The sequence below is a fragment of the Nocardioides luti genome (assembly GCF_014212315.1).
GTDB lineage: Bacteria > Actinomycetota > Actinomycetes > Propionibacteriales > Nocardioidaceae > Nocardioides > Nocardioides luti.
This window is the reverse complement of record NZ_JACKXE010000002.1, coordinates 49,939-71,573: the sequence shown is the minus strand read 5'-3', so window position 1 is coordinate 71,573 and position 21,635 is coordinate 49,939. Positions and strand designations below refer to the sequence as shown.

Annotated in this window: 21 protein-coding genes; 20 read left to right on the top strand and 1 reads right to left on the bottom strand. The window is 73.4% G+C overall.

Annotation, left to right across the window (positions count from 1 at the left end; translation table 11 throughout):
• Window positions 1-68 precede the first annotated feature (68 nt).
• From efp to H5V45_RS19310, 9 genes are all read left to right on the top strand, one after another.
• On the top strand, window positions 69-632 hold the full coding sequence (gene efp, locus H5V45_RS19350; protein ID WP_185254814.1) for an elongation factor P: 564 nt from the start codon (window positions 69-71) through the stop codon (window positions 630-632).
• Window positions 632-1,042: a transcription antitermination factor NusB gene (gene nusB, locus H5V45_RS19345; protein ID WP_185254813.1), complete on the top strand. Its 411-nt coding sequence runs from the start codon at window positions 632-634 to the stop codon at window positions 1,040-1,042. Before efp ends, nusB begins: the two co-directional genes overlap by 1 nt.
• Window positions 1,043-1,092: 50 nt before the next feature.
• Window positions 1,093-2,481: a dihydrolipoyl dehydrogenase family protein gene (locus H5V45_RS19340; RefSeq protein ID WP_185254812.1), complete on the top strand. Its 1,389-nt coding sequence runs from the start codon at window positions 1,093-1,095 to the stop codon at window positions 2,479-2,481.
• 36 nt (window positions 2,482-2,517) lie between these two features.
• Window positions 2,518-3,348, top strand: coding sequence for a DUF1206 domain-containing protein (locus tag H5V45_RS19335; protein ID WP_185254811.1), 831 nt, complete (start codon window positions 2,518-2,520; stop codon window positions 3,346-3,348).
• Between the two features lie 42 nt (window positions 3,349-3,390).
• Window positions 3,391-4,755: a dihydrolipoyl dehydrogenase family protein gene (locus H5V45_RS19330; RefSeq protein WP_185254810.1), complete on the top strand. Its 1,365-nt coding sequence runs from the start codon at window positions 3,391-3,393 to the stop codon at window positions 4,753-4,755.
• Between the two features lie 126 nt (window positions 4,756-4,881).
• The gene (locus tag H5V45_RS19325; protein WP_185254809.1) at window positions 4,882-6,330 is read left to right on the top strand and encodes a MinD/ParA family ATP-binding protein; all 1,449 of its coding nucleotides are present in this window, start codon (window positions 4,882-4,884) and stop codon (window positions 6,328-6,330) included.
• Between the two features lie 48 nt (window positions 6,331-6,378).
• On the top strand, window positions 6,379-7,404 hold the full coding sequence (locus H5V45_RS19320) for an NADPH:quinone reductase (RefSeq protein WP_185254808.1): 1,026 nt from the start codon (window positions 6,379-6,381) through the stop codon (window positions 7,402-7,404).
• Window positions 7,388-8,095, top strand: a complete 708-nt coding sequence (locus H5V45_RS19315) for a molybdopterin-dependent oxidoreductase (protein ID WP_185254807.1) — start codon at window positions 7,388-7,390, stop codon at window positions 8,093-8,095. Before H5V45_RS19320 ends, H5V45_RS19315 begins: the two co-directional genes overlap by 17 nt.
• Entirely contained in the window at window positions 8,092-8,637 is a 546-nt protein-coding gene (locus H5V45_RS19310) for a cytochrome b/b6 domain-containing protein (RefSeq protein WP_185254806.1), read from the top strand. The genes H5V45_RS19315 and H5V45_RS19310 overlap by 4 nt, the downstream gene beginning before the upstream one ends.
• A gap of 22 nt (window positions 8,638-8,659) precedes the next feature.
• Here the strand turns inward: H5V45_RS19310 and H5V45_RS19305 are convergent, their stop codons facing one another.
• On the bottom strand, window positions 8,660-9,259 hold the full coding sequence (locus H5V45_RS19305) for a class I SAM-dependent methyltransferase (RefSeq protein ID WP_185254805.1): 600 nt from the start codon (window positions 9,257-9,259) through the stop codon (window positions 8,660-8,662).
• Between the two features lie 60 nt (window positions 9,260-9,319).
• Between H5V45_RS19305 and H5V45_RS19300 the strand changes: the two genes are divergently transcribed.
• From H5V45_RS19300 to H5V45_RS19250, 11 genes are all read left to right on the top strand, one after another.
• Window positions 9,320-9,964, top strand: a complete 645-nt coding sequence (locus tag H5V45_RS19300) for a TetR/AcrR family transcriptional regulator (protein WP_185254804.1) — start codon at window positions 9,320-9,322, stop codon at window positions 9,962-9,964.
• 132 nt (window positions 9,965-10,096) lie between these two features.
• On the top strand, window positions 10,097-10,690 hold the full coding sequence (gene pyrR, locus H5V45_RS19295) for a bifunctional pyr operon transcriptional regulator/uracil phosphoribosyltransferase PyrR (protein WP_185254803.1): 594 nt from the start codon (window positions 10,097-10,099) through the stop codon (window positions 10,688-10,690).
• Window positions 10,687-11,628 carry an aspartate carbamoyltransferase catalytic subunit gene (locus H5V45_RS19290; protein ID WP_185254802.1) on the top strand — a complete coding sequence of 314 codons (942 nt, stop codon included), beginning with the start codon at window positions 10,687-10,689 and terminating at the stop codon, window positions 11,626-11,628. The genes pyrR and H5V45_RS19290 overlap by 4 nt, the downstream gene beginning before the upstream one ends.
• Window positions 11,625-12,926 carry a dihydroorotase gene (locus tag H5V45_RS19285; RefSeq protein ID WP_185254801.1) on the top strand — a complete coding sequence of 434 codons (1,302 nt, stop codon included), beginning with the start codon at window positions 11,625-11,627 and terminating at the stop codon, window positions 12,924-12,926. The genes H5V45_RS19290 and H5V45_RS19285 overlap by 4 nt, the downstream gene beginning before the upstream one ends.
• On the top strand, window positions 12,926-14,269 hold the full coding sequence (gene carA, locus H5V45_RS19280) for a glutamine-hydrolyzing carbamoyl-phosphate synthase small subunit (RefSeq protein ID WP_246416618.1): 1,344 nt from the start codon (window positions 12,926-12,928) through the stop codon (window positions 14,267-14,269). Before H5V45_RS19285 ends, carA begins: the two co-directional genes overlap by 1 nt.
• 1 nt (window position 14,270) lies before the next feature.
• Window positions 14,271-17,600, top strand: coding sequence for a carbamoyl-phosphate synthase large subunit (gene carB / locus H5V45_RS19275; protein WP_185254800.1), 3,330 nt, complete (start codon window positions 14,271-14,273; stop codon window positions 17,598-17,600).
• Entirely contained in the window at window positions 17,597-18,643 is a 1,047-nt protein-coding gene (locus tag H5V45_RS19270) for a quinone-dependent dihydroorotate dehydrogenase (protein ID WP_185254799.1), read from the top strand. Before carB ends, H5V45_RS19270 begins: the two co-directional genes overlap by 4 nt.
• A complete protein-coding gene (locus tag H5V45_RS19265) occupies window positions 18,640-19,461 on the top strand; it encodes an iron-sulfur cluster-binding protein (protein ID WP_185254798.1) in 822 nt (273 codons plus the stop codon). Before H5V45_RS19270 ends, H5V45_RS19265 begins: the two co-directional genes overlap by 4 nt.
• 8 nt (window positions 19,462-19,469) lie before the next feature.
• Window positions 19,470-20,312 carry a tRNA-dihydrouridine synthase gene (locus H5V45_RS19260; protein ID WP_185254797.1) on the top strand — a complete coding sequence of 281 codons (843 nt, stop codon included), beginning with the start codon at window positions 19,470-19,472 and terminating at the stop codon, window positions 20,310-20,312.
• Window positions 20,309-21,139 (top strand): orotidine-5'-phosphate decarboxylase, encoded by an 831-nt coding sequence (gene pyrF, locus H5V45_RS19255; RefSeq protein WP_185254796.1) that lies wholly within the window; start codon window positions 20,309-20,311, stop codon window positions 21,137-21,139. The genes H5V45_RS19260 and pyrF overlap by 4 nt, the downstream gene beginning before the upstream one ends.
• Entirely contained in the window at window positions 21,136-21,591 is a 456-nt protein-coding gene (locus H5V45_RS19250) for a hypothetical protein (protein ID WP_185254795.1), read from the top strand. The genes pyrF and H5V45_RS19250 overlap by 4 nt, the downstream gene beginning before the upstream one ends.
• Window positions 21,592-21,635 lie beyond the last annotated feature (44 nt).

The following is a 21,635-nucleotide window of genomic DNA, read 5'->3' as shown; positions in this document are numbered from 1 at the left end:
CCCGGACCCCGTAGCGAGGTCCTGGGGCGACGTCCCCGATCTGACGACACGAAGGCTGACACGCGCGCATGGCATCGACCAACGACCTCAAGAACGGCATGGTTCTCAACATCGACGGTCAGCTCTGGGCCGTCGTGGAGTTCCAGCACGTGAAGCCGGGCAAGGGCCCCGCGTTCGTGCGCACCAAGCTGAAGAACGTCGAGTCGAACAAGACCGTCGACAAGACCTTCAACGCCGGCACCAAGGTCGAGACCGCCACGGTCGACCGTCGCTCGATGCAGTACCTCTACAACGACGGCTCGTCGTACGTCTTCATGGACGTGCAGAGCTACGAGCAGCTCGAGGTGACCCCCGAGATCCTCGGCGGCAACGCCAACTTCCTCCTCGAGAACCAGGAGGTCGTGGTCGCGACCAACGAGGGCCGGGTGCTCTTCGTCGAGCTGCCCGCCTCGGTCGAGCTGGTCATCACCTTCACCGAGCCCGGCCTGGCCGGCGACTCGGCCACCGGCCGCACCAAGCCGGCCACCCTGGAGACCGGTCACGAGATCCAGGTGCCGCTGTTCATCAACCAGGGCGAGAAGGTCAAGGTCGACACGCGCGACTCGTCCTACATGGGCCGCGTCAAGTCCTGATGAGTGCTCGCACCAAGGCCCGCAAGCGCGCCCTCGACGTCCTCTTCGCCTCCGAGCTCCGCTCGGAGAGCGCGGTCGTCGCGCTCGACCGCGCCATCGCCGACGGTGAGGGACCGACCCACGACTACACCGCCGTGCTGGTGCGCGGCGTCGTCGAGCACCAGGCCCGCATCGACGAGCTGCTGCGCTCGTTCTCCGAGGGCTGGACGCTCGAGCGGATGCCGGCCGTGGACCGCAACGTGCTGCGGCTCGGCGTCTACGAGCTGCTGTACGCCGACGACGTCCCGGACGCCGTCGCCGTCAGCGAGGCGATGACGCTCGTGCGCGAGCTGTCGACCGACGAGTCGCCGGCCTTCGTCAACGGCGTCCTCGGCGCCGTGCAGCGCGACAAGGCCACGCACACCGCCTGAGACGTACGCCGGCGGCACCACGCGCTTGACCCCTCGGCCATGCTGGGGCCATGAGCGAGGACATCGAGGTCGACCTGGTCGTGATCGGCGCAGGACCCGGGGGCGAGGCCCTGGCCACGGGAGCAGCGAAGGCGGGGCTCGAGGTGGTCGTCGTCGACAAGCACCTCGTCGGCGGTGAGTGCCCGTACTACGGCTGCATCCCCTCGAAGATGATGGTGCGCGCCGCCGACGCCCTGGCCGAGGCCGGTCGCGTCGCGCAGCTCGCCGGGGACGTGACGGTCACCCCGTCGTGGGCGCCGGTCGCGAAGCGCATCGACGAGGAGGCCACGACCGGCTGGGACGACACCATCGCGGTCGACCGGCTCGCGGACGCCGGCGCGACCGTGCACCACGGCGTCGCGCGCCTCGCCCGCACCGGCCGGGTCGCGGTCGAGCTCCCGGACGGCACCACCACGACGTACGCCGCCCGCCGCGGCGTCGTGCTCAACCCGGGCACCCGCCCGGCGCAGCTCCCGGTCGACGGGCTCGCGGACACGCCGTACTGGACCAACCGCGACGCGGTCCGCGTCACCGAGCTGCCCGGCTCCCTGGCGGTCGTCGGGGGCGGCCCGATCGGCTGCGAGCTGGCCCAGGTCTTCGCGCGCTTCGGCGTCCGGGTGACCGTCGTCCAGCACGGGCCGCGGCTGATCCCCGCCAACGAGCCCGAGGCCTCGGCGCTGCTCGCCGACGTGTTCGCCCACGAGGGGATCCGGGTGCTGACCGGGGTCGAGCTGAGCGCGGTCTCCTACGCCGACGGCGCCTTCACGCTGACCCTCGACGGGGACGACGGCGACCAGCAGGTGGTCGCCGACAAGCTGCTCGTCGCCGCGGGCCGCACCCCGAACCTCGACGACGTCGGCCTCGAGACGGTCGGCCTCGACCCGACCGCCCGCACCGTCGAGGTCGACGAGCGGATGCGTGCGGGGGACAGGCTCTGGGCGATCGGCGACGTGACCGGCAAGGGCGCCTTCACCCACGTGTCGATGTACCAGTCGGCGATCGCGCTGCGCGACGTCCTCGGCCAGGACGGCCCGCCGGCTGCATACCACGCCGTCCCGCACGCCACCTTCACCGATCCCGAGGTCGGCGGCGTCGGCATGACCGAGCAGCAGGCCCGCGACGCCGGACTGACCGTCCGGGTCGGGAGCACGCCCCTGGAGCAGTCGTCGCGCGGCTTCACCCACGGACCGGGGGCCACGGGCCTGGTCAAGGTGGTCGAGGACGCCGACCGCGGGGTGCTCGTGGGCGCGACCGCGGTCGGACCGGCCGGCGGCGAGATCCTCGGCTTCCTCGCGGTGGCCGTGCACGCCGCGGTGCCGACCGACACGCTGCGCTCGATGATCTACGCCTACCCGACCTTCCACCGCGCGATCGAGACGGCGCTGGGCGAGCTCGCCTGACGCACCGCCGACCCCGGACGCCTTAGGGTCAGCGGCATGGGAGACATGAAGAGCAGCGCCGAGGCCGCGGGCCGACGCGCGCAGAACAACGAGTGGGTCGACCGGGGGATCCGCTTCGGCATGGTCGTGTACGGCGTCGTGCACCTCGTGATCGCCTGGCTGGCGATCCAGCTGGCCCTGGGCGAGAGCTCCGGCAAGGCGAGCAGCACGGGAGCGCTGCACCAGCTGGCGCAGCAGGGCTTCGGCAAGCTCCTGGTGTGGCTGGTCGCGCTCGGGATGGTCCTGCTGGTGATCTGGAAGCTGCTCGACGCGGCGCTGGGCCACCAGGAGGAGGACGGCGGCAAGAAGGCGCGCAAGAAGGCCGTCGACGTCGGCAAGGCCGTCATCTACGGTGCCATCGCGTTCAGCGCGCTCAAGATCGCGGTCGGCAGCGGCGGCGGCGGCAAGAAGAAGGGCAGCTCCGGGGACACCACCGCGACGGTCATGAACTGGCCCGGTGGCCAGTTCATCATCACCGTCGTCGGCCTCGCGATCATCGGCTACGGCATCAGCCTGATGGTCCGCGCCTGGACCGAGAAGTTCCGCGAGAACCTCACCGCCGAGGGCACCAGCGGCGACGCCGGCACGGCGTACATCTGGTTCGGCAAGGCCGGCTACATGGCCAAGGGCATCGCCACCGTGATCGTCGGCGGCCTGTTCGCCTACGCCGGCATCACGCACGAGGCCGGCAAGTCCGGTGGGCTGGACACGGCGCTGCACAAGGTCCTGCAGCAGCCGTTCGGCCAGGTGCTGCTGATCCTGATGGGCATCGGCATCGGGTGCTACGGGCTGTTCTGCTTCGCCCGCGCCCGCTACATGGCGCGCTGACGCGGCCCTCGCCGTCACCGGGGGGATGACAGGCTGGCGGGCATGACGAACCAGCGCGAGGTCGACGTCGTGGTCATCGGACTGGGACCGGGTGGCTCCGCGGCCGTCCGCACCCTCGCCGAGGCGGGTCTCGACGTGGTCGGGATCGAGGAGAACCTGGTCGGGGGCGAGTGCCCGTTCTACGGCTGCACGCCCTCGAAGCTGATGATCCGCGCCTCCGACGTGCTCGCCGAGGCCCGCCGCGTGCCGCGGTTCGCCGGGGCGGCCGACGTGCGCCCCGACTGGGCGCCGGTCGCGGCCCGGATCCGCGAGGTCACGGCGGACTGGACCGACGACGACCACGTCGCCGACCTGGAGAAGGCCGGTGCCACGGTCGTGCACGGCCGCGGCCGGCTCGACGGACCCGGACGGGTGCTCGTCGCGTCGCACGGCGCCACCACGACGTACGTCGCCCGGCGCGGCGTCGTGCTCGGCACCGGGACCGCGCCGGCCGTGCTGCCGATCGACGGGCTGGCGGACACGCCGTACTGGACGAACCGCGAGGTCGTCGCTGTCACCGACCTGCCGGCGAGCCTGGTCGTGGTCGGTGGTGGGCCGATCGGCGCCGAGCTCGCCCAGGTGTTCGCGCGCTTCGGCGTCGACGTCACGCTGGTCGAGACGCTCGACCAGCTGCTCGGCAAGGACGAGCCGGAGGCCGCCCGCGTCGTGCGGTCGGTGCTCGAGGCCGAGGGCGTGACCGTGCGCACCGGGGTCGAGGTCGGCCGCGTCGACCACGACGACGACGGCTTCCACGTCCGCCTGGACGACGAGACGCTGACCGCCGAGCAGGTCCTGGTCGCCGCGGGCCGGCACCTCAACCTCACCGGCATCGGCCTCGACACCCTCGGCCTCGACGAGGACGCCGACCGGCTCGCGACCGACGAGCGGATGCGGGCCGGGGAGCGGCTCTGGGCGCTCGGCGACATCACCGGCGAGGGTGCCTACACGCACGTCGCGACCTACCAGGCCCGGATCGCCTGCCGCGACCTGCTCGGCGAGGACGGCCCGTGGGCGGACTACCGGGCGGTCGCCCGGGTGACCTTCACCGACCCCGAGGTCGGGGGCGTGGGCCTCACCGAAGAGCAGGCCCGCGAGGCGGGGATCCGGGTGCTCACCGGCACCTCCGACGTCTCGGACTCCAGCCGCGGCTGGATCCACGGCGCGGAGGGCGTGGTCAAGGTGGTCGCGGACGCCGACCGGGGGATCCTCGTCGGGGCCACGGTCGTGGCGCCGTACGCCGGCGAGATCGTCGGCCTGCTGACGACCGCCGTGCACGCCGAGGTGCCGGTCGCGGTGCTGCTCGAGATGCACTACGCGTTCCCCACCCTGCACAGCGCGATCCTGACCGCGCTCCGCGACCTCGCCTGACCCGACCAACTAGCCTGTGCCCCTGCCCCGAGGTCGACCCCGCGTTCGCGTGTGGGCCGCCCCGGAAGTGGGAAGACCAGCACTGCACCGCGAGTGCACCGTCACGCACCACACGGAGGACCCCCGATGAGCCAGACGCCGCAGGACCCCGCCCCCGCGGGCGGCCGTGCCGAGCACGACCTCTCGGACACGAGCGACCGGCTCTACACGCCCGAGGAGCTCAACGCCTACGCCGCCGGCCAGCAGGCCCGCCTCGGCCAGCCGCCCTCGGGTCCGCCGCAGTCGCGCGTGTACGGCGACCCGCTCACCGACCCGCTGCCGGGGCAGCGGCCGACCGCGCCGCCCGCCGGCTGGACCCCGCCGGCCCCGCAGGCCGCCGCCCAGCCGCCCGTGCAGCCGCCCACCCAGCCGGCCGCCCAGCCGCCGGTCCCCGAGGACGGCGGCACCCGCGAGGTGCCGCAGCTCTACCCCCAGCAGCCGGCCCAGCCGCCCGTCCAGGCCCAGCCGCCGGTGCAGGCGCAGCAGCCCGCACCGCCGCGGCCGCCGGTGTCGACGTCCCCGGCCGTGGTGCCGGGCTCGGCCCTGGTGCCGACCGCGGACCAGCAGGGGCAGCAGGGCGACGAGGGCGACGTCCGGCGCTTCATGAGCGCCACCGACTTCCTCGACCGGCGCGACGAGGACAAGGAGACCGGCCCGGCGACCTGGGGCTGGCGCGGCAACGTGCGCCGCTGGAGCGGCGGCCTGATCAAGCCGCGCATGGGCCCGGCCGAGCTGGCCTACGAGCAGGACCGCTCGACGATCCAGCGCGACTTCGACGGCCCGCGCACGATCGCCTTCATCAACCCCAAGGGCGGCGCGGCCAAGACCACCGGCGTGCTCGCGGCCGGCTACACCTTCGGCACCGTCCGCGGCGGGGGCGTCGTGGCCTGGGACAACAACGAGACCCGCGGCACGCTCGGCATCCGGGGCACCCGCAGCACGCACCGCAACACCACCCGCGAGCTGCTCGAGGACCTCGAGAAGTTCAGCGACGTCTACCAGTCGCGCATCGGCGACCTCGGTGCGTTCGTGCGCTCCCAGGGCGACGCACACTTCGACGTGCTCGCCTCCGACGAGCGCCCGGACGTGACCGGCATGATCCACGCCGGCGACTTCAACGCGGTGCACAAGCTGCTCGAGCGGTTCTACCGGATCATCCTGGTCGACACCGGCAACAACATGCGGGCCGAGAACTGGCTGGCCGCCGCCGACGCCGCCGACCTGCTCGTCGTGACCAGCACGGTGCGCGAGGACACCGGCTACAGCGGCCTGTGGATGCTCGACGCGCTGCAGGACGCGGGCTACCAGAACCTCAAGCACAAGACCGTCACGGTGCTCTCGGACCCGTCCGCGCAGGTGGACAGCAAGCTGGCCGCCGACCTGGTCGACGTCTACCAGCAGCGCACCCGCGGGGTCTACCGCGTGCCCTACGACCCGGCGCTGGTCGCCGGCTCCGCGATGCCCTACGCCCAGCTGTCGTCGAACACCCGGATGCAGTGGCTCAAGGCGTGCGCCGGGATGGCCTCCGCGCTCTGAGCGGCCGGGCCCGGGCGGGGCTGACCGGCCCCGGGTAGCGTCGACGTCATGCGTGCAGTCGTCTACTCCGAGACCGGTCCCTCCTCCGTCCTGCGGCTCGTCGAGCGCGACCTGCCCGAGCCCGGTCCGGGCGAGGTGCGGGTCCGCGTGGTGCGGGCCGGGGTCAACCCCACGGACTGGAAGTTCCGTGCCGGCGCGACGCCGGCGTACGACGAGGTCAGCCCCGGCCAGGACGGCGCCGGTGTCGTCGACGCGGTGGGTGAGGGCGTCGAGGGGCTGGAGGTCGGCCAGCGGGTCTGGCTGGTGCTGGCGCAGTCGGGCCGGGCGTACGGCTCGGCCGGCGAGCACACCGTCCAGCTGGCCGAGCGGGTCGTCCCGCTGCCCGACAACGCGTCCTTCGACCTCGGCGCCAGCCTCGGCGTGCCGGCCGTGACCGCGCACCGGGCGCTGACCGCGTCCGACGGCGGCCCCACGCGCCTCGGGCCGGGCGCCCTGGACGGCCGTGTCGTGCTCGTGCACGGGGGAGCCGGGGCGGTCGGCAACGCCGCGATCCAGCTGGCCCGCTGGTCCGGTGCCACCGTGGTCACGACGATCAGCGGTTCCGAGAAGGCCGCCCTCGCGACGGCCGCCGGCGCGCACCACACCGTGGACTACACGGCCGGCGGCGCCGAGGAGGCGATCCTGGCGATCGCCCCGGACGGCGTCGACATCGCCGTCGAGGTGGCGCCCGCCCCGAACAACGCGCTCGACCTCGCGGTCGTCCGCAACCGCGGCACGATCGCGATCTACGCGAACAACGGCGGCGAGGAGTTCACGATCCCGATCCGGCCGACCTTCTCGAAGAACCTGCGCTACCAGTTCCTCCTGCTCTACACGCTCGGCCGGGACCTCGTCGACGCGGCCGCGGCGGACATCAACGCGGCCGTGGCGGCCGGCGCCCTGCGGGTCGGCGACGAGGCCGGCGTCCCGCTTCACCACTTCCCGCTGGCGGACGCCGCCGCCGCGCACGACGCGGTCGAGGGCGGGGCCGTCGGCAAGGTCCTGCTCGAGGTCGGCGATGCCGACCCCGCCTGACCCTCCGGGTGAGGGCCCCCGCGGCGCACCGGTCGGCCGACGCGTCGTGCTCGGCCTGCTCGGTCTCGGCGCGGCCGGCGTGCTCGGCGGCCGCACCGTGCCCGACGCCCTGAGCCGGGCGCTGGCGCCGGTCCAGCTGCACGACCCCACCGGGCTCACGTCGCTGGTCCCGCTGGGCGACGCGTTCCGCTACTACTCCGTCACCGGCGGCGTCACGCCGCGCGACGCGTCGACCTACGAGCTCGCCGTCACCGGCCTGGTCGAGCACCCGACGACGTACTCGCTCGCCGACCTGCGGGCGCTGCCGCAGGTCGACCACACCTGGGACTTCCAGTGCGTCACCGGCTGGCGGGTGCCGGACGTGCCGTGGAGCGGCGTGCCGCTGTCGGTGCTGCTCGACGCGGCGGCCCCGACGTCGGAGGCCGTCGCGATCAGGTTCCGCTCCTTCGACGGCACCTACACCGAGAACATGACGCTGGAGCAGGCCCGTCGCTCCGACGTCCTCGTCGCGCTGGGGATGTACGGCGCCCCCGTGACGCACGCGCACGGCGGCCCGGTCCGGGTCTACGCCGCCTCGCTCTACGGCTACAAGAGCACCAAGTGGCTGTCCGGCATCGAGCTGACCGACACCAACGTGCCCGGCTACTGGGAGCGCCGCGGCTACTCCCTCGACGGGACGATCGAGACGTGAGCGCGTCCCGCCCGAGCGCCGCCGCACCGAGCACGCCCCGCTTCAGCCGGGCGGAGCGCGAGGTGCACCGCGCGGTGGCCGTCCTGATGTTCACCTGCATGGCCACCGCGGCCGTGCTCTACAACGGCTCCCTAGCGCTGCTCGTGGGGCACCGCCACCTCGTCGAGCTGGTCCACGTGTGGAGCGGCCTGGCCCTGCCCGTGCCGATGCTGCTGGGTGCGGCGTCGGCGGCCTACCGCGCCGACGTGCTGCGCCTCGAGCGCCTCACGCGCGACGACTGGCGGTGGCTGCGCAGCCGGCGGCGGCGCGACGGGAGCATTCCCGTCGACAGGTTCAACGCCGGCCAGAAGCTGAACGCCGCGCTGGTCGTGGGGTCGGTGCTCGTGCTGCTCGGCACCGGGGTGCTGATGGGCTGGACCGGCCTCGTGCGGCTGTCGTGGCGCTCCGGGGCGACCTTCGTGCACGACTGGTTCGCGCTCGGGCTCGGGCTGCTCGTCGCCGGCCACGTGTGGTTCGCGATGCGCTACGGGACCGGCGACTGAGCCGCTGCAGCGAGGGCGGCCCTCAGCGCAGGCGGAGCCGGAACCAGCGCGGGGTGTGCTTGCGCAGCGGTGCGGGCATCCCCGACGTGTCCGCGTCGTCGACGCTCAGCACGTCCCAGTCCGGGTAGGCCGTCGTGACGGCGGCGGTGTCCGCGCCGCGGGGGAGGAGCTTGTTGCGGTGCGGGGTGAAGGCCAGCATCAGCAGCGTCGCGTGCGGGGCCGCGATCGAGGTGACGCCACGGCCCATCGCGAGCCGCTGGGCGTCCTTGAGGCCGTGGAAGCAGCCGACGTCGAGGAAGAGCGAGAAGTCGGCACCCACGCCGCAGCCCTTGAGGTGCGCCACGTCGCCGATGACGAAGCGGCTGTCGGGTCCGCCCCGGCGTACGGCGGTGTCGACGGCCTGGCGCACGTTGTCGACGCCGAGCGCGTCCCAGCCGCGGGCCTCGAGCTGGCGGGTGTGCGCGCCGGTGCCGCAGCCGAGGTCGAGGGCCCGGCCCCACGGCCGCACCCGGTCCGCCTCCTCGCGGTCGAGCAGCGCCTGGAAGGCCGCGTCCGCACCGGCTCCGGCCTTCTCCCAGGGGGTGACTCCGAGGCGGTAGGCGAGGGCGTATCCGGTGCTCATGGCGGGCTCCATCATTGATTCGGGTGCTACTGGAATGAATCTGTGTCTACAGTGATCGCGATGACCGAGCCTGTCAAGCAACGCCGCCCCTACCGCTCCGCCGTGCGCGACGAGCGGGCCCGGGAGACGCGCCGACGCATCCTCGACGCGGCGGCCGCCCGCTTCCTCGAGCTCGGCTACGCCCGGGCGCCGATCCGCCGGATCGCCGAGGACGCCGCGGTCAGCGAGGACCTGGTCTTCCACCTCTTCAAGAGCAAGCGGGGGCTGCTCAAGGAGGTCATGGACGTCGGGATCGGCGGCGACGACGCCGACGTCGCCCTGCTCGAGCGGCCCGAGCCGCTGCTGGTGCGCGACGAGGTGGACCAGCGTCGCCAGATCGAGGTCTTCGCCGCCGGCGTCGGCGCCCAGCTCGAGCGGGTGCGCCCGCTCGACGACATGCTGCGCAGCGCCGCCGTCGTCGACGACGAGCTCGCCGGGCTTCGCGCCGACCTGCAGCTGCGCCAGCGCCGCGAGGCGATGACGACCATCACCCGCTGGATCGCGGCGCGCGGCCCGTTGCGCCAGGAGGTCGACGAGGCGGCGGCCCTGGTCTGGACGCTCACCAGCCCCGAGGTGCACCACATGCTCACCGACGGCTGGGGCTGGGCGCCCGAGCAGTACGTCGCCTGGTTGCGCACCAACCTCGAGGCCGCGCTCCTCGGGTGAGCGGATCGGTCCGCAGGACGAGAAGCCGGGGCGGCGGTTGGCCCGCGACCGTCCGCGCGGGCTAGGGTGGGCGGCGTTCGACATCCTTTAACGAGCCGTCCTGTGAGGCGGAGAAGGAGGTCCGCGGTTCGCATGTCCGCGCCCCAGGAAACCCCCGCCGATCCCTCGGGACCCGGCAGCCCCGAGACCGGTCGCACCGTGCTCGACGCCCGTGACATCACCCGGGCCCTCACCCGCATCTCGCACGAGATCCTCGAGCGCAACAAGGGCGCCCAGGACCTCGTGCTGCTCGGCATCCCCAGCCGGGGCGTGCCGCTGGCCGAGCGGATCGCCGAGCGGATCGCCTCCGTCGAGGGGTACGACGTCCCCGTCGGCTCGCTCGACGTGACGATGTACCGCGACGACCTCCGCCTCAAGCCGGCGCGGGCCCTGCTGCCGACCCAGATCCCGGCGGGCGGCATCGACGGCAGGACGGTCGTCCTGGTCGACGACGTCCTCTTCTCCGGCCGCACCATCCGGGCGGCCCTGGACGCGCTCAACGACCTGGGCCGGCCCACCGCCGTACGCCTCGCGGTGCTGGTCGACCGCGGCCACCGCGAGCTGCCGATCCGCGCCGACTTCGTCGGCAAGAACCTCCCCACCTCGCTCGTCGAGCGGGTGCGGGTGACCATGGCCGGGATCGACGACGTCGACGCGGTCACCATCCACGAGCGGAGCGACCGGTGAAGCGCCACCTGCTGAGCGCCGCGGACCTGACCCGCGACGACGCCGAGCTGGTCCTGAAGACCGCCGAGGAGCTGCGCTCCCTGGCCGACCGGCCGATCAAGAAGCTGCCCGCCCTGCGCGGCCGCACCGTGGTCAACCTCTTCTTCGAGGACTCGACCCGCACCCGGATCTCGTTCGAGGCCGCCGCCAAGCGGCTCTCGGCCGACGTCATCAACTTCTCGGCCAAGGGCTCCTCGCTCTCCAAGGGCGAGAGCCTCAAGGACACCGCCCTCACGCTCGAGGCGATGGGCGCCGACGCGGTCGTCGTGCGGCACGGTGCCAGCGGCGCCCCGCACCGGCTCGCGCACTCGGGCTGGGTCCGCTCCAGCGTCGTGAACGCCGGGGACGGCACCCACGAGCACCCCACCCAGGCGCTGCTCGACGCCTTCACGATGTGGCGGCACCTCGGCTCGCTGGACGGCCGCCGGGTCGCCATCGTCGGCGACGTCCTGCACAGCCGGGTGGCCCGCTCCAACGCGCTGCTTCTGCGCACGCTCGGCGCCGAGGTCACGCTCGTCGCGCCGCCGACGCTGCTCCCGGTCGGCATCGAGGGCTGGCCGGTCGAGACGTCGTACGACCTCGACGCGGTGCTCCCGAAGGCCGACGTCGTGATGATGCTGCGGGTCCAGCGCGAGCGGATGAACGCCTCGTTCTTCCCCACCGCGCGCGAGTACTCCCGCCGCTACGGCCTGGACGGCAAGCGGATGCGCCAGCTCCAGGACCACACGATCGTGATGCACCCCGGCCCGATGGTCCGCGGCATGGAGATCACGGCCGACGTGGCCGACTCCGACCGCTCCGTGATCGTCGAGCAGGTCACCAACGGCGTCGCCGTGCGGATGGCCGTCCTGTACCTCCTGCTCGGTGGGTCCGAGCCGTCGATCGGAGAAGCCGAGTGACCAGCTACCTCATCCAGAACGTCGCGATCCTGGGCGGTGAGCCGACCGACCTGCTGCTCGCCGACGGGGTCGTCGCCGAGATCGGCAGCGGTCTCGAGGCCGCGGGTGCCGAGGTCGTCGACGCGACCGGACTGGTCGCCCTGCCCGGCCTGGTGGACCTGCACACCCACCTGCGCGAGCCGGGCCGCGAGGACGCCGAGACCGTCGACAGCGGCACCCAGGCGGCGGCGCTGGGCGGCTTCACCGCCGTGCACGCGATGGCCAACACCGAGCCGGTGGCCGACACCGCCGGCGTCGTCGAGCAGGTCTGGCGGCTCGGCCGCGAGGCCGGCCACTGCGACGTCTACCCCGTCGGTGCCGTCACGGTCGGCCTGCAGGGCGAGCGGCTCGCCGAGCTCGGTGCGATGGCCGACTCGGCCGCGCGCGTCCGGGTCTTCTCCGACGACGGCAAGTGCGTGAGCGACGCGGTGCTGATGCGCCGGGCGCTGGAGTACGTCAAGGCCTTCGACGGCGTCATCGCCCAGCACGCCCAGGAGCCGCGGCTCACCGAGGGCGCCCAGATGAACGAGGGCGAGCTGTCCGGCCGCCTCGGGCTGACCGGCTGGCCGGCCGTCGCCGAGGAGGCGATCATCGCCCGTGACTGCCTGCTCGCCGCGCACGTCGGCTCGCGGCTGCACGTCTGCCACGTCTCGACCGCCGGGTCGGTGGAGATCGTCCGCGACGCCAAGGCGCGGGCGAAGCGCGAGGGCGGCTGGGAGATCACCGCCGAGGCCTGCCCCCACCACCTGCTGCTGACCGACGAGCTGGCCGCGACCTACGACCCGATCTACAAGGTCAACCCGCCGCTGCGCTCCCAGGCCGACGTCGAGGCGCTGCGCGCCGGGCTGGCCGACGGCACCATCGACATCGTCGCGACCGACCACGCGCCGCACCCGCACGAGGACAAGGACTGCGAGTGGGCCGCGGCTGCCTTCGGCATGCTCGGCCTCGAGACCGCGCTGTCGATCGTGCAGGAGACGATGGTCGACACCGGCCTGCTCGACTGGGCCGGGGTCGCCGAGCGGCTCTCCTACGCCCCCGCCCGGATCGGCCGGGTCACCGACCACGGCCGCCCGATCGAGGTCGGCGCCCCCGCCAACGTCGTGCTCTACGACCCGAGCGTCCGCCGCACCGTCGAGGCGTCCGAGAGCGCCTCGCTCTCGCGCAACACGCCGTACGCCGGCCGCGAGCTGCCCGGGCGCGTGGTCGCGACCTTCCTCCGCGGCACCGCGACCGTGCTCGACGGGAAGCTGGCCTGATGGGCGCGACGAGCCCCGCGATCCTCGTCCTCGAGGACGGGCGCACCTTCCACGGCGACGCCTACGGCGCCGAGGGCGAGACCTTCGGCGAGGCCGTCTTCAACACCGGCATGACCGGCTACCAGGAGACGCTCACCGACCCGTCGTACCACCGCCAGGTGGTCGTCATGACGGCCCCGCACATCGGCAACACCGGCGTCAACGACGAGGACGGCGAGTCGTCGCGGATCTGGGTGGCCGGGTACGTCGTCCGCGACCCTGCCCGCCGCCCGTCCAACTGGCGCTCGCAGCGCAGCCTCGACGACGAGCTGCGCGCCCAGGGCGTCGTCGGGATCTCCGGCATCGACACCCGCGCGCTGACCCGCCACCTGCGCGAGCGCGGCGCGATGCGGGTCGGGATCTCCTCGACGGAGACCGACGCCGCCGCGCTGCTGGCGCGGGTGCGCGAGCAGGCCGGCATGGCCGGCACCGAGCTGGCCGCCGAGGTCTCGACGACCGAGGCCTACGTCGTGCCCGCGGTCGGCGAGAAGCGCTTCACGGTCGCGGCCCTCGACCTCGGGATCAAGGCGATGACGCCGCAGCGGATGGCCGAGCGGGGGATCGAGGTGCACGTGCTCCCCGCGACCGCCTCGCTCGACGACGTCCTCGCGGTGCGCCCCGACGGGCTCTTCTTCTCCAACGGCCCCGGCGACCCGGCGGCGACCGTCGGCCAGGTCGAGCTGCTGCAGGGCGCGCTCGCCGAGGGCCTGCCCTACTTCGGGATCTGCTTCGGCAACCAGCTCTTCGGCCGGGCCCTCGGGCTCGGCACCTTCAAGCTGGTCTACGGCCACCGCGGCATCAACCAGCCGGTGCTGGACCGCACCACCGGCAAGGTCGAGGTCACGGCCCACAACCACGGGTTCGCCGTCGCGTGGCCCGAGGGGCGCTCGCTCGACGACACGGTCGAGACGCCGTACGGCGTGGCGTCGGTGAGCCACGTCTGCCTCAACGACGACGTGGTCGAGGGGCTCGAGCTGCGCGCGCCGGACGGCGCGCTGCGGAGCTTCTCCGTGCAGTACCACCCCGAGGCCGCCGCCGGCCCGCACGACGCGGCGTACCTCTTCGACCGGTTCGTGGAGCTCATGGGGTCTCGATACGAGCGCCAGGGCGCTCTACTCGACCAACGAAGCGATGGTCAGGGCGCTCTACTCGACCAACGAAGCGATGGTCAGGGCGCTCTGCTCGACCAACGAAGCGATGGTCAGGGCGCTCTGCTCGACCAACGAGGCGAGGGTCAGGGCGCTCTGCTCGACCAACGAGGCGAGGGTCAGGGCGCCCCGCTCGACCAACGAAGCGAGGACTGACATGCCCAAGCGCGAGGACATCAACAGCGTCCTGGTGATCGGCTCCGGGCCGATCATCATCGGCCAGGCCTGCGAGTTCGACTACTCCGGCACCCAGGCGTGCCGGGTCCTGAAGGCCGAGGGCATCCGGGTGATCCTGGTGAACTCCAACCCGGCCACGATCATGACCGACCCCGAGTTCGCGGACGCGACCTACGTCGAGCCGATCACCGCGGAGTACGTCGAGAAGGTGATCGCCAAGGAGCGCCCCGACGCGCTGCTGGCGACGCTCGGCGGCCAGACCGCCCTCAACACCGCGATGGCGCTGGACGCCGCCGGCGTGCTGGAGAAGTACGGCGTCGAGCTGATCGGTGCCTCGATCGAGGCGATCGACCGCGGCGAGAACCGCCAGGTCTTCAAGAAGATCGTCGAGGAGCTCGGCGGCGAGTGCTCCAAGTCGGTCATCTGCCACACGATGGAGGACTGCCTCGGCGCGGCCGACGAGCTCGGCTACCCGATGGTGGTGCGGCCGTCGTTCACGATGGGCGGCACCGGCTCCGGCATGGCCTACGACGAGACCGACCTGCGCCGCATCGCCGGCGCCGGCCTGGCCGCCAGCCCGACCACCGAGGTGCTCCTCGAGGAGTCGATCATCGGCTGGAAGGAGTACGAGCTCGAGGTCATGCGCGACACCGCCGACAACGTGGTGATCATCTGCTCGATCGAGAACCTCGACCCGATGGGCGTGCACACCGGCGACTCGATCACGGTGGCGCCCGCGATGACGCTCACCGACCGGGAGTACCAGTCGATGCGCGACCTCGCCATCGGCATCATCCGCTCGGTCGGCGTCGACACCGGCGGCTGCAACATCCAGTACGCCGTCAACCCGGCCGACGGCCGGCTGATCGTGATCGAGATGAACCCGCGCGTCTCGCGGTCCTCGGCGCTCGCGTCGAAGGCCACCGGCTTCCCGATCGCCAAGATCGCCGCCAAGGTCGCGATCGGCTACACGCTCGACGAGATCCCCAACGACATCACGATGCGCGCCGACGGCTCCAGCACCCCGGCGGCCTTCGAGCCCACCCTCGACTACGTCGTGGTGAAGGTGCCGCGCTTCGCGTTCGAGAAGTTCCCCGGCGCCGATCCCACGCTCACGACGCACATGAAGTCGGTCGGCGAGGCGATGGCGATCGGCCGCAGCTTCACCGAGTCCCTGCAGAAGGCCCTGCGCTCCCTCGAGAGCCGCAGCGCGGTCTTCGACTGGAGCAAGGAGTGGGTCGAGCTCGACAAGGAGGCGATCCTCGAGGAGGTCAAGGTCCCGACCGACGGCCGACTCAAGCGGGTGATGGACGCGATCCGGGCCGGTGCGACCCCCGAGGAGGTCTTCGACGCCACGAAGATCGACCCGTGGTTCGTCGACCAGCTCTTCCTGATCAACGAGGTCGCCGCCGAGGTCACCGCCGCCCCGCAGCTCACCCCCGAGCTGCTGCGCCGCGCCAAGCGGCACGGCTTCTCCGACGAGCAGATCGGGCGGATCCGCGGCATGAGCGCCGACGTGGTCCGCGGCGTGCGGCACTCGCTCGGCGTGCGCCCGGTCTACAAGACCGTCGACACCTGCGCCGCCGAGTTCGCGGCGGCGACGCCGTACCACTACTCGTCGTACGACGACGAGAGCGAGGTGCTGCCCCGCACCAAGCCCGCCGTGATCATCCTGGGCTCGGGCCCGAACCGGATCGGCCAGGGCATCGAGTTCGACTACTCCTGCGTGCACGCGTCGCTGGCGCTCAGCGAGGCCGGCTACGAGACGATCATGGTCAACTGCAACCCGGAGACCGTGTCGACCGACTACGACACCTCCGACCGCCTCTACTTCGAGCCGCTGACGCTCGAGGACGTGCTCGAGATCGTGCACGCCGAGGAGCAGGCCGGCCCGATCGCCGGCGTCATCTGCCAGCTCGGCGGCCAGACGCCGCTCGGCCTCGCGGCCGGGCTCAAGGCGAACGGCGTCCAGATCGTCGGCACCTCGCCCGAGGCCATCGACCTGGCGGAGGAGCGCGGGGCCTTCGGCCGGGTGCTCGCCGAGGCCGGGCTGCCCGCGCCCAAGCACGGCATGGCGACCAGCTTCGAGGACGCCAAGCGGATCGCGGCCGAGATCGCCTACCCGGTGCTGGTGCGCCCGTCGTACGTCCTGGGCGGCCGCGGCATGGAGATCGTCTACGACGACGCGGCGCTCGAGGGCTACATCGAGCGCGCGACCGAGATCAGCCCGGAGCACCCGGTGCTGGTCGACCGCTTCATCGACGACGCGGTCGAGATCGACGTCGACGCGATCTTCGACGGCGAGGAGCTGTTCCTGGGCGGCGTGATGGAGCACATCGAGGAGGCCGGGATCCACTCCGGCGACTCCTCGTGCGCCCTGCCGCCGATCACCCTCGGTGCGGCCGAGATCCTGCGGATCCGCGAGGCGACCGAGCGGATCGCCCGCGGGGTCGGGGTGCTCGGGCTGCTGAACATCCAGTTCGCGCTGGGCTCCGACGTGCTCTACGTCCTCGAGGCCAACCCGCGCGCCAGCCGGACGGTGCCGTTCGTCTCCAAGGCGACGGCCACGCCGCTCGCGAAGGCGGCCGCCCGGGTGATGCTGGGGGAGTCGATCGCCTCGCTGCGGACCGCGGGCGTGCTGCCGGCGACCGGCGACGGCGGGACGCTGCCCGGCGACCAGCCGATCGCGGTCAAGGAGGCGGTGATGCCGTTCAACCGGTTCCGCACCGCCGACGGCCAGCAGGTCGACACCGTGCTCGGCCCGGAGATGAAGTCGACCGGCGAGGTGATGGGCTTCGACGCCGACTTCGGCACCGCCTTCGCCAAGGCGCAGGCCGCGGCGTTCGGCCCGCTGCCGACCACCGGCCGGGTCTTCGTGTCGATGGCCAACCGGGACAAGCGGCACATGATCTTCCCGATCAAGGTGCTCTCCGACCACGGCTTCGAGATCCTCGCGACGCAGGGCACCGCCGAGGTGCTGCGCCGCAACGGAGTGCGGGCCGAGGTCGTGCGCAAGCACTTCGAGGGCACCGGCCCGGAGGGCCAGCCCACCACCGTGGCGATGATCCTGGCCGGCGAGATCGACCTGGTCATCAACACCCCGCACGGCTCGTCCGGCGGGGGCTCGGCCCGCGTCGACGGCTACGAGATCCGCACGGCCGCGATCATGGCGAACATCCCCTGCATCACCACCGTGCAGGGGCTGGGCGCCGCGGTCCAGGGCATCGAGGCCATGAAGCGCGGCGAGATCGGCGTCCGCAGCCTGCAGGACTGGGCCCGGGAGCGCGGCGGGTCCCGGGTGTCGTCGTGACGCCGTACCGCCTCCTGTTCGACCACGTCCTCACCCGCAGCGACCCCGAGCAGGCGCACCACCTCGGCTTCGCGGGGATCCGCGCGGCGGCGCCGGTGCTGGGCCGGCTGCCGCGGCGCAGCCGTCCCGTGGAGGCGATGGGGCTGACGTTCCCCAACGTCCTCGGGCTGGCGGCGGGCTTCGACAAGAACGCCGTCGGCATCGACGCGCTCGCGGCCCTGGGCTTCGGGCACGTCGAGATCGGCACGGTGACGGGGGAGGCCCAGCCCGGCAACCCGAAGCCGCGGCTGTTCCGGCTGCCCGCCGACCGGGCGGTCGTGAACCGGATGGGCTTCAACAACGACGGCTCCGAGGTGGTCGCCGCCCGCCTCGCGGCGCGCGGCCGGCGCCCGGGTGTCGTGCTCGGCGTGAACATCGGCAAGACCAAGCTGGTCCCCGACGACGACCAGGCGGCGGTCGAGGCGGACTACGCGAAGAGCGCCCGCCTGCTCGCGCCGTACGCCGACTACCTGGTCGTCAACGTCAGCTCGCCGAACACCCCGGGCCTGCGCAACCTCCAGGCCGTGGAGAAGCTGCAGCCGCTGCTCGAGCACGTGCGGCGCACCGCCGACGCGGTCACCGCGAGCCGGATCCCGCTGCTGGTGAAGATCGCGCCCGACCTCGACGACGACGACGTCCTCGCGGTCGCCGACCTCGCCGGTGCGATCGGGCTCGACGGCGTGATCGCCACCAACACCACGATCTCGCGCGCGGACCTGCACACCCCGGACTCCGTGGTCGAGGCCGCCGGTGCCGGGGGCCTGTCGGGGCAGCCGCTCACCGAGCGCAGCCTCGACGTGCTCCGGCTGCTGCGCGGCCGGGTCGGACCCGAGCTCACCCTGGTCGGCGTCGGCGGCATCACCTCGGTCGCGGACGCCCGGGCCCGGCTGGACGCCGGGGCCGACCTGCTCCAGGGCTACACCGCCTTCATCTACGAGGGGCCGACCTGGCCGGCCCGGATCGTGCGGGGTCTCGGCGACCCCGGCGCCCGGAAGCCTGCATGAAGCCTCTGCACGTGACGGGGGAGGTGCTGGCCAGCAAGAAGGTCGGCGCCTACCGGCACCTCACGCTGGTCGCGCCCGGCATCCCCGAGCGCTTCCGCCCCGGGACGTTCGTGGCCCTGTCGGTGGGCGGCGAGGCCGCCCGCTCCCGGCTGGCCCGACGCGCGTTCTGGATCCACCGGGTCAAGCCCGTCGGCGGGTACGGCGCCACCCTCGAGATCGTCGTCGAGCCCGTCGGGGTCGGCACCGGCTGGCTCGCGGCGCTGGCACCCGGCGCGCGCCTGGAGGTCACCGGTCCGCTCGGCCGCGCCTTCGCGCTGCCGCAGGAGAAGGTCGGCTGCCTCCTCGTCGGCGAGGGGTACGCCGCCGCGCCGCTCTTCCCGCTCGCCGAGCGGCTCCGCGAGCGGGACTGCCCGGTCACCCTCGTGGTCGCCGGGGACGACGAGGCGCACCTGCTCTCGGCCCTGGAGGCCCGCCGTTCGGCCCGCTCGGTGACGGTCGTGACCCGGGACGGCTCGGTCGGCCAGCGCGGCGAGGTCGCCGACGTGATCGACGAGGTCCTGACCCGCTCCGGCGCCGAGGTCGTCTACGCCGCCGGCCCCTCACGGACGCTGCACGCCGTCGCGGCCGCGGCCGAGCGGCACGGTGCCTGGAGCCAGACCGCCGTGGAGCGGCCGCTCACCTGTGCGACGGGCCTGTGCCAGGGCTGCCCCGTGCCGGTCGTGGGCGAGGACGGCGTCGCGCGCCTGGTCCGCGGCTGCGTGGACGGTCCCGTCTTCCGCGGGGACCGGGTCCGCTGGGACGACCTGGAGGCCCAGTGAGTGACCGCGTGAGTGACCCCGTGACCGAGCTCGCCGGCCTGACGCTGTCCGGCCCGGTCCTCGTCGCGAGCGGCTGCGGGGGCAGCGGGCGCGAGCTGACGGCGTACGGCCCGCTCGCCGACCTCGGCGGCTTCGTCACCCGCTCGATCACCCTCAACGCCCGCGCGGGCGGCTCGCTGCCGCGCATCGTGGAGACCCCGTCCGGCCTGCTGCACGCCGTGGGCCTGCAGAATCCCGGGCTCGAGCACTTCCTCAGCCTCGAGCTGCCGTGGCTGGCGCAGCAGGGCACCCGGGTGATCGTGTCGATCGCCGGCGCCACGCTGGGGGAGTACGCCGAGCTGGCCCGTCGGCTGGGCCGCTCGCCGGGGGTGTCCGCGATCGAGGTCAACCTCTCCGCGCCCGACGCGACCACCACCGGCGTCTTCGACGTCCGCGAGCCGTTCCACGCCGCGAGCGTCGTCGCGGCCGTCCACCGCGACCTCCCGCGCGGGATGCCGGTGCTCGCCAAGGTGCGCACCGACCTCGTGCGGGTCGTGGAGTCCGCGCGCAGCGTCCTCGACGCCGGCGCGGCCGCGGTCGTGGTCGGCAACGCCCTGCCGGCCGCGATGCCCGACGGGCGTCCGGCCGGGCTCAGCGGCCCGGCGATCGCCCCGCTGGCGCTGCGCTGCGTGACCGAGGTGTGCGCGGGGCTGCCCGACGCCCAGGTCGTCGGGGCCGGCGGGATCGCCACCGCTGACGACGCCCGGGCCTTCCTCGCCGCCGGCGCGACCGCCGTCCAGGTCGGCGCCGCCCTCCTGCACGACCCCACCACCGCCGCGCGGATCGCGGCCGACCTCCGAGGAGCGCCATGACCGAGCCGTTCGGCACCCGCCTGCACGCCGCCGTCGCCGCCCGCGGGCCGCTGTGCGCCGGCATCGACCCGCACGCCGGCCTGCTCCGCGAGTGGGGGCTCGACGACGACGTCGCCGGCCTCGAGCGGTTCGCGCTGACGGCCGTCGAGGGGCTGGCCCCGCACGTGTCGGTCGTCAAGCCGCAGTCGGCGTTCTACGAGCGCTTCGGCAGCCGCGGCGTCGCCGTCCTCGAGCGGGTGGTCGCGGAGTCGCGCGCGGCGGGGGCGCTGGTCCTGCTGGACGTGAAGCGCGGCGACATCGGCTCCACGTCGCAGGCGTACGCCGACGCCTACCTCGACCCGACGTCGCCGCTCGCCTGCGACGCGATCACCGCCAGCCCGTTCCTCGGCTTCGGCTCGCTGACCCCGATGATCGACACCGCCCGCACCCACGGGGCCGGGGTGTTCGTCCTGGCCCTCACCTCGAACAAGGAGGGGCCGGAGGTCCAGCACGCGGTCGCGTCCGGGGGCGGCACCGTCGCCGGCCGGGTCCTCGACCACCTGCGGGCCCTCAATGCCGGCGCCGACCCGCTCGGCTCGTTCGGCGCGGTCGTCGGCGCGACGATCGGGGAGACCCACGAGGACCTGGACATCGACGGGCCGGTCCTGGCGCCCGGCTACGGCGCCCAGGGTGGCACCGTCGCCGACCTGCGCCGGATCTTCGGCCGCGCGGCCGGCTCGGTGCTGCCGTCCTCCTCACGCGAGCTGCTCCGGCACGGGCCGGACGTGGGCCGCCTGGCCGACGCCGCCCGACGCACGAACGACGAGCTGGCGGGGCTGGCCCGGTGAGGCGCACCGCGGTCGCCGTCGCCGTGCTGGCGCTGCTGCCCCTGGCCTCGGCCTGCGGGGGCACGCCCAAGGAGGAGTACTGCGCGGCGGTGAAGGACCACCAGGCCGAGCTCACCGACCTCGTCGGCAGCGGCGGGGACGACGCGCTGATCAAGGCGCTGCCGATCTTCGAGGAGCTGCAGGACAAGGCGCTGAGCGACATCGCCGACGAGTGGCAGCAGGTGGTCTCCCGCATCAAGGCGCTGCAGGGCGCGCTGGAGGACGCGGGCGTCGACCCGGCGTCGTACGACCGTGACAAGCCGCCGGCCGGGCTCGACGACGACCAGCGGGCCGCCATCGACGCCGCGGCGCGCGAGCTGGGCAGCGGCCCCACGCTCGCGGCGCTCCAGGCCGTCGACCAGGAGGCCCGGGACGTCTGCCAGACGCCCCTGACGCTGTCGGCCCCGTCGTAGTCCCGGTGCCGTCCTGCCCGTGGTCGCACCGGCGGCTCCGAGCA

Bases quoted from the DNA above. Each gene is read 5' to 3' on its own strand.
- efp (WP_185254814.1), top strand. From the start codon at position 69: ATGGCATCGACCAACGACCTCAAGAACGGCATGGTTCTCAACATCGAC.
- nusB (WP_185254813.1), top strand. From the start codon at position 632: ATGAGTGCTCGCACCAAGGCCCGCAAGCGCGCCCTCGACGTCCTCTTC.
- H5V45_RS19340 (WP_185254812.1), top strand. From the start codon at position 1,093: ATGAGCGAGGACATCGAGGTCGACCTGGTCGTGATCGGCGCAGGACCC.
- H5V45_RS19335 (WP_185254811.1), top strand. From the start codon at position 2,518: ATGGGAGACATGAAGAGCAGCGCCGAGGCCGCGGGCCGACGCGCGCAG.
- H5V45_RS19330 (WP_185254810.1), top strand. From the start codon at position 3,391: ATGACGAACCAGCGCGAGGTCGACGTCGTGGTCATCGGACTGGGACCG.
- H5V45_RS19325 (WP_185254809.1), top strand. From the start codon at position 4,882: ATGAGCCAGACGCCGCAGGACCCCGCCCCCGCGGGCGGCCGTGCCGAG.
- H5V45_RS19320 (WP_185254808.1), top strand. From the start codon at position 6,379: ATGCGTGCAGTCGTCTACTCCGAGACCGGTCCCTCCTCCGTCCTGCGG.
- H5V45_RS19315 (WP_185254807.1), top strand. From the start codon at position 7,388: ATGCCGACCCCGCCTGACCCTCCGGGTGAGGGCCCCCGCGGCGCACCG.
- H5V45_RS19305 (WP_185254805.1), bottom strand. From the start codon at position 9,259: ATGAGCACCGGATACGCCCTCGCCTACCGCCTCGGAGTCACCCCCTGG.
- H5V45_RS19300 (WP_185254804.1), top strand. From the start codon at position 9,320: ATGACCGAGCCTGTCAAGCAACGCCGCCCCTACCGCTCCGCCGTGCGC.
- pyrR (WP_185254803.1), top strand. From the start codon at position 10,097: ATGTCCGCGCCCCAGGAAACCCCCGCCGATCCCTCGGGACCCGGCAGC.
- carA (WP_246416618.1), top strand. From the start codon at position 12,926: ATGGGCGCGACGAGCCCCGCGATCCTCGTCCTCGAGGACGGGCGCACC.
- carB (WP_185254800.1), top strand. From the start codon at position 14,271: ATGCCCAAGCGCGAGGACATCAACAGCGTCCTGGTGATCGGCTCCGGG.
- H5V45_RS19265 (WP_185254798.1), top strand. From the start codon at position 18,640: ATGAAGCCTCTGCACGTGACGGGGGAGGTGCTGGCCAGCAAGAAGGTC.
- pyrF (WP_185254796.1), top strand. From the start codon at position 20,309: ATGACCGAGCCGTTCGGCACCCGCCTGCACGCCGCCGTCGCCGCCCGC.